Genomic DNA, 14,545 nt, shown 5'->3' on the forward strand with positions numbered 1-14,545 from the left:
GGCGCTGCCCGCCGCGGTCGCCCGCCGGGAGCGGCGGTCCCGGGTGGAGGCCGCGCTGGCGCGCGCGGGGCTGGACGGTTTTTATTCGCGGGATCCGGCGACCCTCTCCGGCGGGCAGCGGGCGCGGGTAGCGCTGCTGCGCTCCCTGCTGGCGCAGCCCCGGGCGCTGCTGCTTGACGAGCCTTTCAGCCGCCTCGATGCCGATCTGCGGGCGCGCTTTCGCGAAGATGTCTTCACCACGCTGCGGCAGCTGTCGATTCCGGTGCTGCAGGTCACCCACGATCCGGCCGACGTACCGCCGGGCGGGCGCTGCCTGCGGCTTGAAAGCTGGCGTTAATCTGCGCCAGCGCAAAGACTTGTTTCTCAGAGGCAATCAGAATGGCGCTTCCTGTTTATCTTGTCGGGCAAATCGATGAAACGTGTTTCTCACCTGACCGCGCTGGCTCTGCTCGCAGGCCTCAGCGCGTCCTGTGCAGCGGCGGCTGATATGGCGGCCTCCCTCACCTTACAGCAGCTCCAGCAGCAAAACGGCATCGCCATTGATACGCGCCCGAGCGCGTTCTATAACGGCTGGCCGCAGGCGCTGAACGGCCCGCAGGGCCATGAACCGGCGGCGCTAAACCTCTCAGCCAGCTGGCTCTCCGCGATGAGCGATGCGCAGTTCGCGGCCTGGCTCTGCCAGCACCGGCTTGCGGACGGCACGCCGGTAGCGCTGTACGGGTCGGCAAGCGAAAACGCGGCGGTGGCCGCCAGGCTCAAGAGCGCGGGCCTCACTCGCGTCAGCACGCTCTCGGATGCCCTCTCCGCCCCCGACCGCCTGCAAAAGCTGCCGCACTTCGAGCAGCTGATCTACCCGCAGTGGCTGCACGATTTACAGCAGGGAAAGCCGGTTACCGCCGCGCCTGCCGGGCAGTGGAAAGTGTTTGAGGCCGGCTGGGGCGCGCCGAAGCGCTATCTGCTGAGCCATATTCCCGGCGCGGGCTATATCGACACTAACGATGTAGAAAGCGAACCGCTGTGGAACAAAGTCTCCGATAAGAAGCTGAAGGCCCTGCTGGCGAAAAACGGCATTCGCCACGATACCACCGTGATCCTGTACGGCGGTGACGTGTACGCCGCCGCCCGCGTGGCGCAGATCATGCTGTACGCCGGCGTGAAAGACGTGCGCCTGCTGGACGGCGGCTGGAAAACCTGGGCGGCGGCAGATCTGCCGGTGGAGCGCGGCCTGCCGGATGCGTCCGCTCCTGCTCCGGACTTTGGCGCGCCGATCCCCGGCCAGCCGCAGCTGATGCTCAGCACCGAGCAGGCCCGCGGCCTGCTGCACCGCCGCGACGCGTCGCTGGTCAGCATCCGCTCGTGGCCGGAATTTATCGGCACCACCAGCGGCTACAGCTACATCAAGCCGAAAGGCGATATCGCCGGCGCCCGCTGGGGCCACGCGGGCAGCGATTCCACACATATGGAGGATTTCCACAACCCGGACGGCACCATGCGCAGCGCAGACGACATCGCCGCGATGTGGAAAGCGTGGCACATTACCCCGGATCAGCAGGTCTCTTTCTACTGCGGCACCGGCTGGCGGGCGGCGGAGACCTTCATGTACGCCCGGGCGATGGGCTGGGAGCATGTGTCGGTGTACGACGGCGGCTGGTACGAATGGAGCCAGAATACTCAAAACCCGGTCAGCCGCGGCGAGCGCGGCCCGGACTCTACGCTGTAATCTTCACGGGGGACCGCTAGCGGCCCCCCGAAGCGACATCTTTCAGCGTCACGTACCCGCTCCACACCCGCGTGAATGTCGTCATCCAGCACAGCGCGCCAAACACCCACGCCAGCCAGGCAAACCACGCCGGAAACAGGCAGCTCAGGACAAACAGCAGGATCGTCTCCGTCCCTTCCGTCAGCCCGCCGAGATAGTAAAACGACTTGTGGGCGTAGCCGGGATTGGCAATATGGTGCTTTGCCGCCAGCGCGGCGAACGCCAGAAAGCTGCTGCCGGTGCCAATAAAAGCGAACAGCAGCCAGCCTCCCGCCAGGGCATTGTTCAGCGGATCCGCAAGAATGAAGCCGAACGGCACCAGGGCGTAAAACAGAAAATCCAGCGCGATATCGAGAAAGCCCCCGGCGTCGGTCAGGCCGCGCCGGCGGGCCAGCGCGCCGTCCAGGCCGTCCAACAGGCGGTTAAGCACAATAGCGACCAGCGCGGATCCGTACCAGCCAAGCGCCAGCAGCGGCAGGGCCAGCACACCGATGGTAAAGCCCAGCAGTGTCAGGCCGTCGGGTGAAATACCAGGCCTGTCGATGCCTGCGGCGATGCGATTGAGCCACGGCTTAAGGCGCGGGTGCAGGCGGCTATCGAGCATGCGGCCTCCCGCGAGCGTCGCACAGCCCCTGAGAAGGGATATCCAGCGCAGCGTTGAAGCGCGCGGAGAGGTTCTGAAAGCTAATCAGCGCGGTCAGCTCGCAAATTTGTTCCGCGCCAAAGTGACGCTGTAACTCAACCTTCAGCGCATCATCGAGTTTGGGCGGCGTGGCGGTAACGCCATCGGCGTAGGCCAGCGCGGCGCGCTCGGCGGGGCTGAACAGCTCAGAATCGGCCCATTCAGCGACTGCCTCAACTTTATCCATCGCCCCGGCGCGCTGGGCCAGGCGCAGACTGTTGGCGTCAATGCAAAACGCGCAGCAGCACTGCTGGGATACCCGGGTCATCAGCAGCGCCCGAAGCGTGGGATCGATGCGGCCTTTTTTACGTTCGAGCCAGCCGACGAACAGCGCCACCAGCCAGAATAGCCCCGGCATGCGCCCCCACCAGCGGGTGGGATACAGCACCTCACCAAAATGTTTTTTCTGCATGCGGGCAATGGGCGCGAGGGAGATCGGAATGCGGGCCAGCGGCGGCACCCAGCCGGTGTGATTTTTCATGGGAAAAAGCCTGTAGAACTTCAGATTTATCAAGGTCAGAGATAGTATGGCATGCCTTTATCCATAACATTGACCCGCATGCTGAAAACTATCGAAGTCGTCGCGGCCATTATCGAGCGCGACAATAAAATTCTGATCGCCCGCCGCCCGCAAAGCGGCGACCAGCCGGGCCTGTGGGAGTTTCCCGGTGGCAAAGTGGAGCCCGGCGAGAGCCAGCCGGACGCGCTTATCCGCGAACTGCGCGAGGAGCTCGGCATAGAGGCCCTTCCCGCCGCCTGGGTTGCCAGCCACCGCAGGGAAGTCTCCGGCAGGCTCATCCACCTGCACGCCTGGCACGTGCCCGCCTACCGCGGCGATGTCTGTGCGCTGGCCCACAGCGCGCTGGCGTGGGTTAGCGCGCCAGACGCGCTCAAGTATGCCCTCGCCCCGGCAGACGTCCCGCTGCTGGAGGCGTTTATGGCTTTACGCGCCGCCAGGCCAGCGGATTAGTGCCGACGGTGCGCTCGTCGCGCTGGCACTGGAGCAGCAGCCCCTCAACTTTAATTACCGCCCCTTCAGAATAGTTTTTGTTTTCGTAGATGCAGCACTGGCTGCAGGCCGGCGCCTGCCGCTCGCCGCTGGCGAACACTTCTGGCGGGACGTCAACCTCAACACCGGGATAGTGCCGATCGGCGTGGGCGCTAACTCCGGCGAACAGCAGGCACGCCAGTAAACGTGACTTCATTGTCATTCCTTTTTTCAGGGCTGGTAGTTAACACTATCGGCCAAACCGCCCGCGAACTTAAATCCTGCCAGCCATCGTTTTTAATTATGACCGGCGCGCGGTTATTAATTTTCCATTACGTTGCGGATTAACGCTTGTGGCGGGCTCGCCAACAAATGATATAGTTCAAAAAAAACGCTAACTATTCAACACACAACGCAACTCCCCGCCCCCCAGCCATAAGAGGAAAGTATTAACATGGAATCATTGAGCTCTCTGGACCACTTTCTCGCCCGCGCGCAGCAGCGCGATCCGCACCAGCCCGAATTTGCCCAGGCCGTCCGTGAAGTGATGAGCACGCTGTGGCCCTTTCTGGAAGCCAACCCGCGCTACCGCCAGCTTGCCTTGCTGGAACGGCTGATCGAGCCGGAGCGCGTTATTCAATTTCGCGTTAGCTGGATTGACGACCGTAATCAGGTGCAGGTCAACCGGGCCTGGCGGGTGCAGTTCAGCTCCGCCATCGGCCCCTTTAAAGGCGGGATGCGCTTTCACCCATCCGTCAATTTGTCGATCCTGAAATTTCTCGGCTTTGAGCAAACCTTTAAAAATGCGCTAACGACCCTGCCAATGGGCGGCGGCAAAGGCGGCAGCGATTTCGATCCGAAGGGCAAAAGCGAGGGAGAAATCATGCGCTTCTGCCAGGCGCTGATGACCGAGCTGTATCGCCACCTGGGCGCGGATACCGACGTTCCGGCGGGAGATATTGGCGTCGGCGGACGCGAGGTAGGCTTTATGGCCGGGATGATGAAAAAACTGTCCAACAATACCGCCTGCGTTTTCACCGGCAAAGGGCTGTCGTTCGGCGGCAGCCTGATCCGCCCGGAAGCCACCGGCTACGGGCTTATCTACTTTACCAATGCGATGCTCAAGCGGCACGGGCTGGGGCTGGAAGGCATGCGGGTCGCGGTGTCCGGCTCGGGGAACGTGGCGCAGTACGCCATTGAAAAGGCCACCGCCCTCGGCGCACGGGTGGTCACCGCTTCCGACTCCGGCGGCACGGTGGTGGACGAAGCGGGTTTTACTCCGGAGAAGCTGGCGCGACTTGCAGAGATTAAAACCGCCCGCGACGGCCGCGTGGCAGATTACGCCCGCGAGCTGGGTCTGCCCTATCTTGAAGGCCAGCAGCCGTGGAGCGTGCCGGTGGATATCGCCCTGCCGTGCGCCACCCAGAACGAGCTGGATGCCGCAGCCGCCCGCCAGCTGATCGCCAACGGCGTGAAGGCCGTGGCTGAAGGCGCAAATATGCCTACCACCATTGAAGCAACGGATCTGTTTTTAGACGCGGGCGTACTGTTTGCCCCCGGCAAAGCAGCCAACGCCGGCGGTGTGGCGACCTCCGGGCTGGAGATGGCGCAAAATGCCGCGCGGCTGGGCTGGAAGGCGGAAAAAGTGGACGCCCGACTGCACCACATCATGCTCGATATTCACCAGGCCTGCGTGGAGCACGGTGGCGAAGGGCGGCAGACGCACTACGTGCGCGGCGCTAACATCGCCGGGTTCGTGAAAGTCGCGGACGCGATGCTGGCGCAGGGCGTTATCTGAGCCCCGCGCCCTGAGGGAACTACGCGGCCGGCGGGCTTCCCCCGGCCGCTTTTTTCTTGCGCGGCTTAAGCGCTTTCTTCTTCTGCCCGTTCTGCGCGCCGCCCGGGGCAATCAGCCCGCGGAACTGCTTCACCGGCGTGCTGCGGGCCTGATCAATCAGGCTGAACAGCGTGCCCACCAGCGGCTGCATAAAGTCCTGGTAGCGGCACTGCTTTTCGCTTATCTGCGTCAGCACCGATTCCCAGTGGGCGGTCATGTCCGGCCGACCCGCCATTTCCGGCAGGGCGTGGATCAGCGCCCGCCCGGCATCCGACGAGTGGATATAGCGCCCCTGCTTGGTCAGGAAGCCGCGCTTGAACAGCAGCTCAATGATCCCTGCGCGGGTCGCCTCGGTGCCGAGCCCGTCGGTGGCGCGGAGGATTTTTTTCAGGTCTTTATCCTGCACGAAGCGCGCGATGCCGGTCATCGCCGACAGCAGCGTGGCGTCGGTAAAGTGGCGCGGCGGCTGGGTCTGGCGCTCCACCACTTCCCCTTTTTCACACAGCAGTTCGTCGCCCTTCGCTACCACCGGCAGCGGCGTGCCGTCATTCTCTTCGTCGCGCTCTTTATTGCCCAGCAAGGCGCGCCAGCCCGCCTCGGCGAGGAAGCGCGCTTTGGCAATAAATTTGCCGTTGGCGATATCAAGATCGATCTGGCACTTGCGAAATACCGCATCGGGACAGAACTGCATCAGATACTGCCGGGCGATCAGGCCGTACACTTTCGACTCATTGTCCGTTAGCTTCACCGCCGAGTTGCGTGCGGTGGGAATGATGGCGTGGTGGGCATCCACCTTCTTATCGTCCCAGCAGCGGTTGCGGATTTCAGGATTAACCGCCGGCTGCGGCAGCAGATCTGCGGCGTGGACGCCGATGGCGTTCAGCACCGCGTGACGCCCGGCGAAGTGCTCTTCCGGCAGATAGCGGCTGTCGGAGCGCGGATAAGTGATGAGCTTGTGGGTTTCGTACAGTTTCTGGCAGATATCCAGCACGTTCTGGGCGCTCATGGCAAAACGCTTCGCGGCTTCAATCTGCAGGGTCGAGAGGGAAAACGGCAGCGGCGCGGGCTCCGAATCCCGCTTGTCGTTGTAGCCGGTAACGATAGCCGGCTGGCCGCCGATGCGCGCCACCACGTGCTCCGCCAGCGGGCGGTGCAGCAGGCGGCCTTCTTCGTCCTGATAAGGTTCGCAGGCCTCGCTCGGCTGCCAGGTGGCCACAAAGCGTTCGTCCGCCGGGGTGACAATGTGCGCCTTGACGTCAAAAAAATCTTTTGCGACGAAGTTTTCAATCTCTTCGTCACGGCGCACCACCAGCCCCAGCACCGGCGTCTGCACCCGACCCACCGACAGCACCCCCTGATAGCCGGCGTTTTTCCCGAGAATGGTGTAGGCGCGGGTCATGTTAATGCCGTACAGCCAGTCGGCGCGGGCGCGGGCGAGCGCCGAGACGCACAGCGGGATAAATTCACTGTTGGCACGCAGGCGGGAAATTGCCCGCTCAACCGCCTGCGGGTTGAGATCGTTAATCAGGCAGCGCTGAACCTGCCGGCGCTTTTCCGCGGGCAGCGCGAGGTAGTCGAGCACCTCATCCACCAGCAGCTGGCCTTCGCGATCCGGGTCACCGGCGTGGATAACCTCGCTGGCCTCCCCAAGGAAACGCTTAATGACGTTGAGCTGTTTGGTGACGGAGGCCCGGGGCTGCAGCTGCCACTTTTCCGGTACGATGGGTAAATCGCTCAGGTTCCAGCGGGCGAAGCGGCTGTCGTAGACGTCCGGCTGCGCCTGTTCAAGCAGGTGCCCGATACACCAGGTGACAACCTGGCCGTTTCCGCACTCGATGAAGCCATCGCCTCTGCGGTGCGGCTTTGGCAGCACGTCGGCGATGGCGCGCGCCAGACTCGGTTTTTCGGCAATAAACAGGCGCATTCGGTCAGCTAATCTCGACCATCGGACGGCCGCCGCGGGCGCGCACCAGCTCGCCAATGGCGGTCAGGGTAATGCCGTATTCAGCAGCGGCAGCTTTCACCTCATCTTCGGCGTCCGCCGTCACCGCCAGCAGCAGGCCGCCGGAGGTTTGCGGATCGCACAGCAAATCGCGCCACGCTTGCGGCATCTCGCCCATCAGGTGGCCGTAGCTGGCAAAGTTTCGCCCGGTACCGCCCGGCACGGCGCCCTGTTCGATATAGGCTTCAACCCCCGGCAGCTTGGGAATATCGCTGTAGCGCAACTGGGCCTGAACCCCCGCGCCCTGGCACATTTCGCTGAGGTGACCCAGCAGGCCAAAGCCGGTAACGTCGGTCATCGCCTTCACGCCGTCGATGGCGGCAAACGCGGCACCCGCCAGGTTCATCTGGCACATCACTTCCGTAGCCAGCCCCTGGTGCTCAGGCTTGAGCAGCGACTTTTTCTCGGCGGTGGTGAGCACGCCGATGCCCAGCGGCTTGGTCAGAAACAGCTTGCAGCCCGCCTCGGCGGTGCTGTTTTTCTTGATGCGCTCGGTGGGCACCACGCCGGTCACCGCCAGGCCAAAGATAGGCTCCGGCGTATCAATGGAGTGGCCGCCGGCGAGGGCAATACCCGCCTGCTTACAGGCGAAGCGCCCGCCTTCAATCACGTCGCGGGCAATTTCCGGGGCAAGCGTATTGACCGGCCAGCCGAGAATGGCAATGCCCATGATCGGCTTACCGCCCATGGCGAAGATGTCGCTGATGGCGTTGGTGGCCGCGATGCGTCCGAAATCGAACGGGTTATCGACGATCGGCATGAAAAAGTCGGTGGTGCTGATGATTGACGTCCCGTTGCCGAGATCGTAAACCGCGGCGTCGTCGCGGGTTTCATTACCCACCAGCAGGTTGGGATCGATAAATTTGGCCTGTTCGCTGTGCAGAATAGTTTCAAGCACCTTCGGGGAAATTTTGCATCCGCAACCGGCTCCGTGGCTGTATTGCGTCAAACGTATGGCTTGCTCGCTCATGGACATCTCCTGTCATTTTGATCCCACTATGGTAGCCGCCAAACGCGCCGCTGATAAGTCCGGGTGTCCTAAATCGCGCACTGTTGCTCGTTTCGCAGCCAGTCGGTCTGAATATTGTCTGCCGGACAGCGATCCGCGTGGGCAAAGGGGGATGTTTAGTGAACTGGCCCACACTTTTCTGCAACAGTTCCCTTTTTTGAGTCAGACAGAGTTAAAACAGGCGCTTCCTGCGGGAAAAGACAAATTGAAAAGGAATCATCAATGAAAAAAAGCATTATCGCATTTTGTGTTGCGGGCCTGTTTTCCGTAAACGCCTTCGCACTGGTTTCCTCAGGCAATGACGCCACAACCAAACCTGACCTCTACTATCTGAAAAATGACCAGGCTATCGACAGCCTGACGCTGCTGCCGCCGCCGCCGGAAGTGGGCAGCATCGCCTTCCAGAACGATCAGGCGATGTACGAGAAAGGCCGCCTGCTGCGCGCGACCGAACGCGGCAAGCAGGCCGCTGAAGATGCTAACCTCAGCGCCGGCGGCGTGGCGAACGCCTTCTCTGGCGCGTTTGGCTCGCCGATCACCGAAGCCGACAGCCCGGCGCTGCACAAGCTGCTGACCAACATGATCGAAGACGCGGGCGATCTCGCTACCCGCGGCGCCAAGCAGAAGTATATGCGCATTCGCCCGTTTGCTTTCTACGGCGTGCCGACCTGCAACACCAAAGAGCAGGACGAGCTGGCGAAAAATGGCTCTTATCCCTCCGGCCACACGTCTATCGGCTGGGCCACAGCGCTGGTGCTGGCAGAAATTAACCCCGCCCGCCAAAATGAGATCCTCAAGCGCGGCTACGATCTGGGCCAGAGCCGGGTGATCTGCGGCTACCACTGGCAGAGCGACGTTGACGCGGCGCGCGTGGTAGGCTCGGCGGTGGTGGCAACCCTGCACACCAATCCGGCGTTCCAGCAGCAGCTGCAGAAAGCCAAAGACGAGTTTGCGAAGAAGCAGAAGTAAGCACGACCTCATTACCCGGCGTATAGCGCCGGGTATTCATTGATTACCTGCCATGTCATGCAGGCTGCGTTCAGCAGGCCGCCGGAAACCGCCGCTGCGTTGGGCGGCAGGCGCGTACGTGATTAGAATTTTACAACGAAGGCCGAAGTATCGACCGGCGCAATGGTGGTCGACGCCTTAAGCTGCGGCGTCCCGAGATACAGGAAGCCGACGATTTTATCCAGCTCGCCGCAGTTAAATCCCTCGCGCACCAGCGTACTGTCGGTAAACCAGCCGCTGCGCCAGATGCCGTTGAACCCCTGGGCGGCGGCGGCCATCTGCATCGCCATCACCGCACAGCCGGCGGAAAGCTCCTGCTCCCAGACCGGCACTTTGTGGTGCTGCTGGCACTTCGCCACTACTGTGATAATCAGCGGCGCGCGAAACGGCGCGCTGCGAGCCTTCTCAACCGCTTTTTCATCCTGCCCGGCGGCCTGCGCGGCGCTCTCCAGCAGCTGGCTGAAGCGCTCGCGCCCTTCCCCTTCAATAATAAAGAATTGCCACGGCGTCAGCGTGCCGTGGTCCGGGGCGCGCAGCCCGGCGCGCAAAATATTCTCCAGCGCCTCGCCGGTGGGAGCCGGTTCCGCAAGGCGAGATGCGCTGCGGCGGTTGACGAGCAGTTCAAGTGCATCCATTAATTAACTCCTGTCATTTGTGTTTTCACAAAATTAACATGGCGGGAGATTTTGTTACAGCCGCGAGGGCGATTCCTGCTGACAAGCGGCAGCGCTCTCTTTAGGATAGCCACACCTTGCGCCCGTGCGGGCGGCTTCATTTCATTCTGTCAGGGAGAAAACATGCGAACCCTTTGGCGATTTATTGCCGGTTTCTTTAGATGGGCATGGCGGATACTCAACTTTATCCGCAACATGGTTCTGAACGTGGTCTTTATTCTGCTGGTGCTGGTCTGCATCGGCGTCTGGATGCAGATGAAAAGCAGCACGGTTGAGACCACCGGACGCGGCGCGCTGCTGATGAACATCACCGGCGTGGTGGTGGATAAACCGTCCACCAGCGGCAAGCTGGGCGCGTTGACCCGCGAGCTGCTGGGCGCCAGCTCTGACCGACTGCAGGAAAACTCGCTGTTCGACATCGTGCAAACCATTCGCCAGGCGAAGGACGACCGCAATATTACCGGCATCGTGCTCGATCTGAAGAACTTTGCCGGGGCGGATCAGCCGTCGATGCAGTATATCGGCAAGGCGCTGCGCGAGTTCCGCGACAGCGGCAAGCCGGTGTATGCCATCGGCGACAGCTACACTCAGGGGCAGTATTACCTGGCGAGTTATGCCAATAAAGTTTATCTCTCCCCGCAGGGCGTGGTTGATCTTCACGGTTTTGCCACTAACGGCCTGTACTACAAATCCCTGCTCGACAAGCTGAAAGTCACCACCCACGTGTTCCGCGTCGGTACATACAAATCCGCCGTTGAGCCGTTTATTCGCGATGACATGTCTCCTGCCGCCCGCGACGCGGACAGCCGCTGGATAGGTGAACTGTGGCAGAACTACCTAAACACCGTTTCCGCCAACCGCCAGATTAGCGCCCAGCAGCTGTTCCCCGGCGCGAAAGGCATGCTGGACGGCCTGCGTAAGGTCGACGGCGACACGGCGAAATACGCGCTGGATAACAAGCTGGTGGACGAGCTGGCCGACAGCACCCAGGTGGAAAAAGCGCTGACCAAACAGTTCGGCTGGAGCAAAGAAGACAACGATTACCGCGCCGTCAGCATGTATGACTATGCGGTGAAAGCGCCGCCGAGCACCGGCGACAGCGTGGCAGTCATTTTTGCCGACGGGGCCATTATCGACGGGGAAGAGACGGCCGGCTCGGTCGGCGGCGATACCACCGCCGCACAGATCCGCGACGCCCGCCTCGATCCGAAAGTGAAAGCGATCGTGCTGCGGGTCAACAGCCCGGGCGGCAGCGTCAGCGCCTCCGAGGTGATCCGTTCCGAGCTGGCCGCGGCCCGCGCGGCGGGTAAACCGGTAGTGGTGTCGATGGGCGGCATGGCAGCCTCCGGCGGCTACTGGATCTCCACCCCGGCCAGCTACATCGTGGCGAACCCGAGCACCCTGACCGGCTCCATCGGTATTTTTGGCATTATCAATACCGTACAGGACAGCCTCGATTCCATCGGCGTTCACACCGACGGCGTTGCAACGTCCCCGCTTGCGGATGTGTCGATGACCAAGGCGCTGCCGCAGGAAGTACAGGACATGATCCAGCTCAGCATTGAGAGCGGCTACAAGCGCTTTATCACCCTGGTCGCACAGTCGCGCCACTCCACGCCGGAGCAGGTGGATAAAATCGCTCAGGGCCACGTCTGGACCGGTGAAGATGCGAAAGCCAACGGCCTGGTGGACAGCCTCGGCGACTTCGATGATGCCGTTGCTAAAGCGGCCGAGCTGGCGAAGCTCAAGCAGTGGCACGTGGACTACTACCAGCAGGATCCTGGCTTCCTCAATATGGTGCTGAACAACATGAGCGGCTCCGTCCGAGCGGCGCTGCCGGACGTTGTGCAGGCTTACCTGCCCGCACCGCTCTCCGGCGCGGCGAAAGTGATGAAGCAGGAAAGCGACAAACTGGCGGCATTTAACGATCCGCAAAATCGCTATGCATTTTGCCTTACCTGCGCCAATATACGCTGATTCGCATCCCCTCTTCGGAGGGGATTTTTTTGATCTGATTTAGCCCTTTATCATGCAAAAAAAATCCATATACGTCGCCTACACCGGCGGGACCATCGGGATGCAGCGCTCTGACCACGGCTACGTTCCGGTTTCCGGCCACCTGCAGCGCCAGCTGGCGCTGATGCCGGAGTTTCACCGCCCGGAAATGCCGGACTTTACCATTCATGAATATCAGCCGCTGATGGACTCCTCGGATATGACGCCGGAAGACTGGCAGCATATCGCCGACGATATCAAGGCGCACTACGACGAGTATGACGGCTTCGTCATCCTTCACGGCACCGATACCATGGCCTTCACCGCCTCGGCACTGTCGTTCATGCTGGAGAACCTCGGCAAGCCGGTTATTGTGACAGGGTCACAAATACCGCTGGAGCAGCTGCGCTCCGACGGGCAGATCAACTTGCTGAACGCGCTATACGTGGCGGCCAACTATCCGATTAACGAAGTCACGCTGTTCTTCAACAACCGTCTGTTCCGCGGCAACCGCACCACCAAGGCGCACGCGGATGGTTTTGACGCGTTTGCCTCGCCGAACCTTGCCGCGCTGCTGGAGGCGGGCATTCATATCCGCCGCCTCGGCACGCCGCCCGCGCCGTACGGTGTTGGCGATTTAATCGTGCATCCCATCACGCCCCAGCCGATTGGCGTGGTGACCATTTATCCGGGCATCTCTGCCGAGGTAGTGCGCAACTTCCTGCGCCAGCCGGTCAAGGCCCTGATCCTGCGCTCCTACGGCGTGGGCAACGCGCCGCAGAACGGCGAGTTTCTCGGGGAGCTTGCGCAGGCCAGCCAGCGCGGCATCGTGGTGGTTAATCTTACCCAGTGCATGTCCGGCAAGGTGAATATGGGCGGCTACGCCACCGGTAACGCCCTGGCCCACGCCGGGGTGGTGAGCGGTTTCGATATGACGGTGGAAGCCACCCTGACCAAGCTGCACTATCTGCTTAGCCAGAACCTGAGCACCGACGCGGTGCGCCGCGCGATGCAGCAGAATCTGCGCGGTGAACTCACCCCGGACGAATAAGGAGCGATGATGAAAACACGAGCCCTGCTGCTGGTGGATATTCAGAATGACTTTTGCGCCGGTGGCGCGCTGGCGGTGCCCCAAGGGGACAGCACGGTTGATGTGGCCAACGCGCTCATCGCCTGGTGCCGGGCGCGGGGGGAAACCGTGGTGGCAAGCCTTGACCAGCATCCGGCAAATCACGGCAGCTTCGCCAGCCAGCACGGCGTTGAACCCTACACCCAGGGCGTGCTTGACGGGCTGGCGCAGACTTTCTGGCCGGATCACTGCGTGCGCGATAGCGAAGGTGCGAAACTACATCCGCTGCTCAACGCCGGGGACATTGAAGCCACGTTTCCCAAAGGCGAGTCGGTCAACATCGACAGCTACAGCGCTTTTTTTGACAACGGTCACCGCCAGCAGACCGCGCTGGACGGCTGGCTGCGCGCCCGGGAGATTGAGGAGCTGATCGTGCTGGGTCTGGCGACCGATTACTGCGTCAAGTTCACGGTGCTGGACGCCCTGGGCCTCGGCTACCGCGTTAATGTCATTACCGACGGCTGCCGCGGGGTGAATATCCATCCTCAGGACAGCAGCGAGGCGTTTATGGCGATGGCCGCGGCCGGCGCTACGCTCTACACTCTTGACGACTGGCTGGAAACCCATCCCTGACCGGTTTATCGCCGAACCGCGCCCGCGGTTCGGCCCATAAACAGTTATTTTTGTTCGCTAAATCGAATCCTTCTCCCATTTTCTTCCGCACGACGATGCTACGTTTATCGGGTAATTTTTTGCCGCGGCCCTGCTGCGGTACGGCTGTTTTTTAATGTCAAAGAGGAACTGAAAATGAAGCGATTGCCTGTTCTGGCAGTATTACCCCTGCTCTGCGCCACCGGCGCCCTGGCCTCAAACCTGGTTTCCGTGGGCTACTTTAACGGCAGCGACGACGCGATGACCGGCCAGGGAAGCGACATCAATAAACTCGACGTGCGCCAGATAACGCACCTCAACTACGCCTTCGGGCTTATCTACAACGATGAAAAAGGCGAAACGGTCGCGGCGCTGAAAGATCCCGCCCGGCTGCACCAGATTTGGCTGTCGCCAAAGACCATTGCCGATTTGCGGCAGATCCCTGCCCTGCGCAAGCAGAATCCCAATCTGAAAGTGCTGCTCTCCGTTGGCGGCTGGGGGGCGCGCGGTTTCTCCGGCGCAGCCGAAAGTCCTGAGAGCCGCGCGGTATTTATCCGCTCGGTGCAGGAGGTTGTCGCCCGGTACGGGCTGGACGGGATCGATCTCGATTGGGAGTTCCCGGTGAGCGGCGCCTGGGGCGCTATCGATTCGAAACCGGAGGATCGGGACAACTTTACCGCGCTGCTGAAAGAAACGCGCCAGGCGCTGGCGAAAGAGAAGCTGGTGACAGTAGCGCTGGGCGCCAACGCCGACAGCCCTACGAAGTGGGTAGACGTAAAGGCCATCGCCCCGTGGCTGAACTACATCAACCTGATGACCTACGATCTGGCCTACGGCACCCAGTATTTTAACGCCAATCTTTACGATTCGG

15 protein-coding genes are annotated in these 14,545 nt (G+C 61.7%); 9 read left to right on the forward strand and 6 right to left on the reverse strand.

All coding sequences use genetic code 11. The annotated features are described in order from the left end of the window. Both QZ766_RS10000 and QZ766_RS10005 read left to right on the forward strand, forming a co-directional pair. Window positions 1-337: ATP-binding cassette domain-containing protein (locus QZ766_RS10000; protein ID WP_297201013.1), on the forward strand; the 337-nt coding region annotated here is incomplete at its 5' end. A gap of 75 nt (window positions 338-412) precedes the next feature. Further along, window positions 413-1,720, forward strand: a complete 1,308-nt coding sequence (locus QZ766_RS10005; RefSeq protein WP_297201015.1) for a rhodanese-like domain-containing protein — start codon at window positions 413-415, stop codon at window positions 1,718-1,720. A 16-nt stretch (window positions 1,721-1,736) separates the two neighbouring features. Here the strand turns inward: QZ766_RS10005 and QZ766_RS10010 are convergent, their stop codons facing one another. After that, the gene (locus tag QZ766_RS10010; RefSeq protein WP_297201018.1) at window positions 1,737-2,363 is read right to left on the reverse strand and encodes a CDP-alcohol phosphatidyltransferase family protein; all 627 of its coding nucleotides are present in this window, start codon (window positions 2,361-2,363) and stop codon (window positions 1,737-1,739) included. Further along, complete coding sequence (locus QZ766_RS10015) at window positions 2,353-2,922, reverse strand: carboxymuconolactone decarboxylase family protein (RefSeq protein ID WP_297201021.1); 570 nt, start codon at window positions 2,920-2,922, stop codon at window positions 2,353-2,355. The genes QZ766_RS10010 and QZ766_RS10015 overlap by 11 nt, the downstream gene beginning before the upstream one ends. A gap of 78 nt (window positions 2,923-3,000) precedes the next feature. Here QZ766_RS10015 and QZ766_RS10020 point away from each other — a divergent pair, with 78 nt between their 5' ends. Continuing rightward, window positions 3,001-3,411, forward strand: a complete 411-nt coding sequence (locus QZ766_RS10020) for a pyrimidine (deoxy)nucleoside triphosphate diphosphatase (RefSeq protein ID WP_297201049.1) — start codon at window positions 3,001-3,003, stop codon at window positions 3,409-3,411. Here the strand turns inward: QZ766_RS10020 and QZ766_RS10025 are convergent. After that, window positions 3,377-3,646 (reverse strand): YnjH family protein, encoded by a 270-nt coding sequence (locus tag QZ766_RS10025; RefSeq protein WP_297201024.1) that lies wholly within the window; start codon window positions 3,644-3,646, stop codon window positions 3,377-3,379. The genes QZ766_RS10020 and QZ766_RS10025 overlap by 35 nt on opposite strands. Window positions 3,647-3,883: 237 nt before the next feature. On the opposite strand from QZ766_RS10025, the gene gdhA reads away from it, so the two are divergent. Continuing rightward, window positions 3,884-5,227 (forward strand): NADP-specific glutamate dehydrogenase, encoded by a 1,344-nt coding sequence (gene gdhA, locus QZ766_RS10030; protein WP_297201027.1) that lies wholly within the window; start codon window positions 3,884-3,886, stop codon window positions 5,225-5,227. A gap of 19 nt (window positions 5,228-5,246) precedes the next feature. On the opposite strand, the gene QZ766_RS10035 is transcribed toward gdhA, so the two are convergent. Then, complete coding sequence (locus QZ766_RS10035; protein WP_297201030.1) at window positions 5,247-7,190, reverse strand: DNA topoisomerase III; 1,944 nt, start codon at window positions 7,188-7,190, stop codon at window positions 5,247-5,249. A gap of 4 nt (window positions 7,191-7,194) precedes the next feature. Next, complete coding sequence (gene selD, locus QZ766_RS10040; protein ID WP_297201033.1) at window positions 7,195-8,238, reverse strand: selenide, water dikinase SelD; 1,044 nt, start codon at window positions 8,236-8,238, stop codon at window positions 7,195-7,197. Window positions 8,239-8,499: 261 nt separating this feature from the next. Between selD and phoC the strand changes: the two genes are divergently transcribed. Next, window positions 8,500-9,246 (forward strand): acid phosphatase PhoC, encoded by a 747-nt coding sequence (phoC, locus tag QZ766_RS10045; RefSeq protein ID WP_297201035.1) that lies wholly within the window; start codon window positions 8,500-8,502, stop codon window positions 9,244-9,246. A 122-nt stretch (window positions 9,247-9,368) separates the two neighbouring features. Here phoC and QZ766_RS10050 read toward each other — a convergent pair whose 3' ends face one another. Further along, window positions 9,369-9,920: an NAD(P)H nitroreductase gene (locus tag QZ766_RS10050; protein WP_297201038.1), complete on the reverse strand. Its 552-nt coding sequence runs from the start codon at window positions 9,918-9,920 to the stop codon at window positions 9,369-9,371. Between the two features lie 162 nt (window positions 9,921-10,082). On the opposite strand from QZ766_RS10050, the gene sppA reads away from it, so the two are divergent. From sppA to QZ766_RS10070, 4 genes are all read left to right on the forward strand, one after another. Further along, complete coding sequence (gene sppA, locus QZ766_RS10055) at window positions 10,083-11,936, forward strand: signal peptide peptidase SppA (protein ID WP_297201041.1); 1,854 nt, start codon at window positions 10,083-10,085, stop codon at window positions 11,934-11,936. Window positions 11,937-11,988: 52 nt separating this feature from the next. Beyond that, window positions 11,989-13,005 carry an asparaginase gene (ansA, locus tag QZ766_RS10060; RefSeq protein ID WP_297201043.1) on the forward strand — a complete coding sequence of 339 codons (1,017 nt, stop codon included), beginning with the start codon at window positions 11,989-11,991 and terminating at the stop codon, window positions 13,003-13,005. Window positions 13,006-13,014: 9 nt separating this feature from the next. Continuing rightward, a complete protein-coding gene (pncA, locus tag QZ766_RS10065) occupies window positions 13,015-13,656 on the forward strand; it encodes a bifunctional nicotinamidase/pyrazinamidase (protein WP_297201052.1) in 642 nt (213 codons plus the stop codon). Between the two features lie 174 nt (window positions 13,657-13,830). Further along, a partial coding sequence (locus QZ766_RS10070; RefSeq protein ID WP_297201046.1) for a glycosyl hydrolase family 18 protein occupies window positions 13,831-14,545 on the forward strand: 715 nt, incomplete at its 3' end.

Origin of the sequence: uncultured Pluralibacter sp. (assembly GCF_913775985.1) — a bacterium.
GTDB lineage: Bacteria > Pseudomonadota > Gammaproteobacteria > Enterobacterales > Enterobacteriaceae > Pluralibacter.

What these genes read in the sequence shown, in the direction of transcription:
- QZ766_RS10010 (WP_297201018.1), bottom strand. Translation starts at nt 2,363, where the DNA reads ATGCTCGATAGCCGCCTGCACCCGCGCCTTAAGCCGTGGCTCAATCGC.
- pncA (WP_297201052.1), top strand. Translation starts at nt 13,015, where the DNA reads ATGAAAACACGAGCCCTGCTGCTGGTGGATATTCAGAATGACTTTTGC.
- QZ766_RS10035 (WP_297201030.1), bottom strand. Translation starts at nt 7,190, where the DNA reads ATGCGCCTGTTTATTGCCGAAAAACCGAGTCTGGCGCGCGCCATCGCC.
- phoC (WP_297201035.1), top strand. Translation starts at nt 8,500, where the DNA reads ATGAAAAAAAGCATTATCGCATTTTGTGTTGCGGGCCTGTTTTCCGTA.
- selD (WP_297201033.1), bottom strand. Translation starts at nt 8,238, where the DNA reads ATGAGCGAGCAAGCCATACGTTTGACGCAATACAGCCACGGAGCCGGT.
- gdhA (WP_297201027.1), top strand. Translation starts at nt 3,884, where the DNA reads ATGGAATCATTGAGCTCTCTGGACCACTTTCTCGCCCGCGCGCAGCAG.
- ansA (WP_297201043.1), top strand. Translation starts at nt 11,989, where the DNA reads ATGCAAAAAAAATCCATATACGTCGCCTACACCGGCGGGACCATCGGG.
- QZ766_RS10005 (WP_297201015.1), top strand. Translation starts at nt 413, where the DNA reads ATGAAACGTGTTTCTCACCTGACCGCGCTGGCTCTGCTCGCAGGCCTC.
- QZ766_RS10025 (WP_297201024.1), bottom strand. Translation starts at nt 3,646, where the DNA reads ATGAAGTCACGTTTACTGGCGTGCCTGCTGTTCGCCGGAGTTAGCGCC.
- sppA (WP_297201041.1), top strand. Translation starts at nt 10,083, where the DNA reads ATGCGAACCCTTTGGCGATTTATTGCCGGTTTCTTTAGATGGGCATGG.
- QZ766_RS10020 (WP_297201049.1), top strand. Translation starts at nt 3,001, where the DNA reads ATGCTGAAAACTATCGAAGTCGTCGCGGCCATTATCGAGCGCGACAAT.
- QZ766_RS10050 (WP_297201038.1), bottom strand. Translation starts at nt 9,920, where the DNA reads ATGGATGCACTTGAACTGCTCGTCAACCGCCGCAGCGCATCTCGCCTT.
- QZ766_RS10015 (WP_297201021.1), bottom strand. Translation starts at nt 2,922, where the DNA reads ATGAAAAATCACACCGGCTGGGTGCCGCCGCTGGCCCGCATTCCGATC.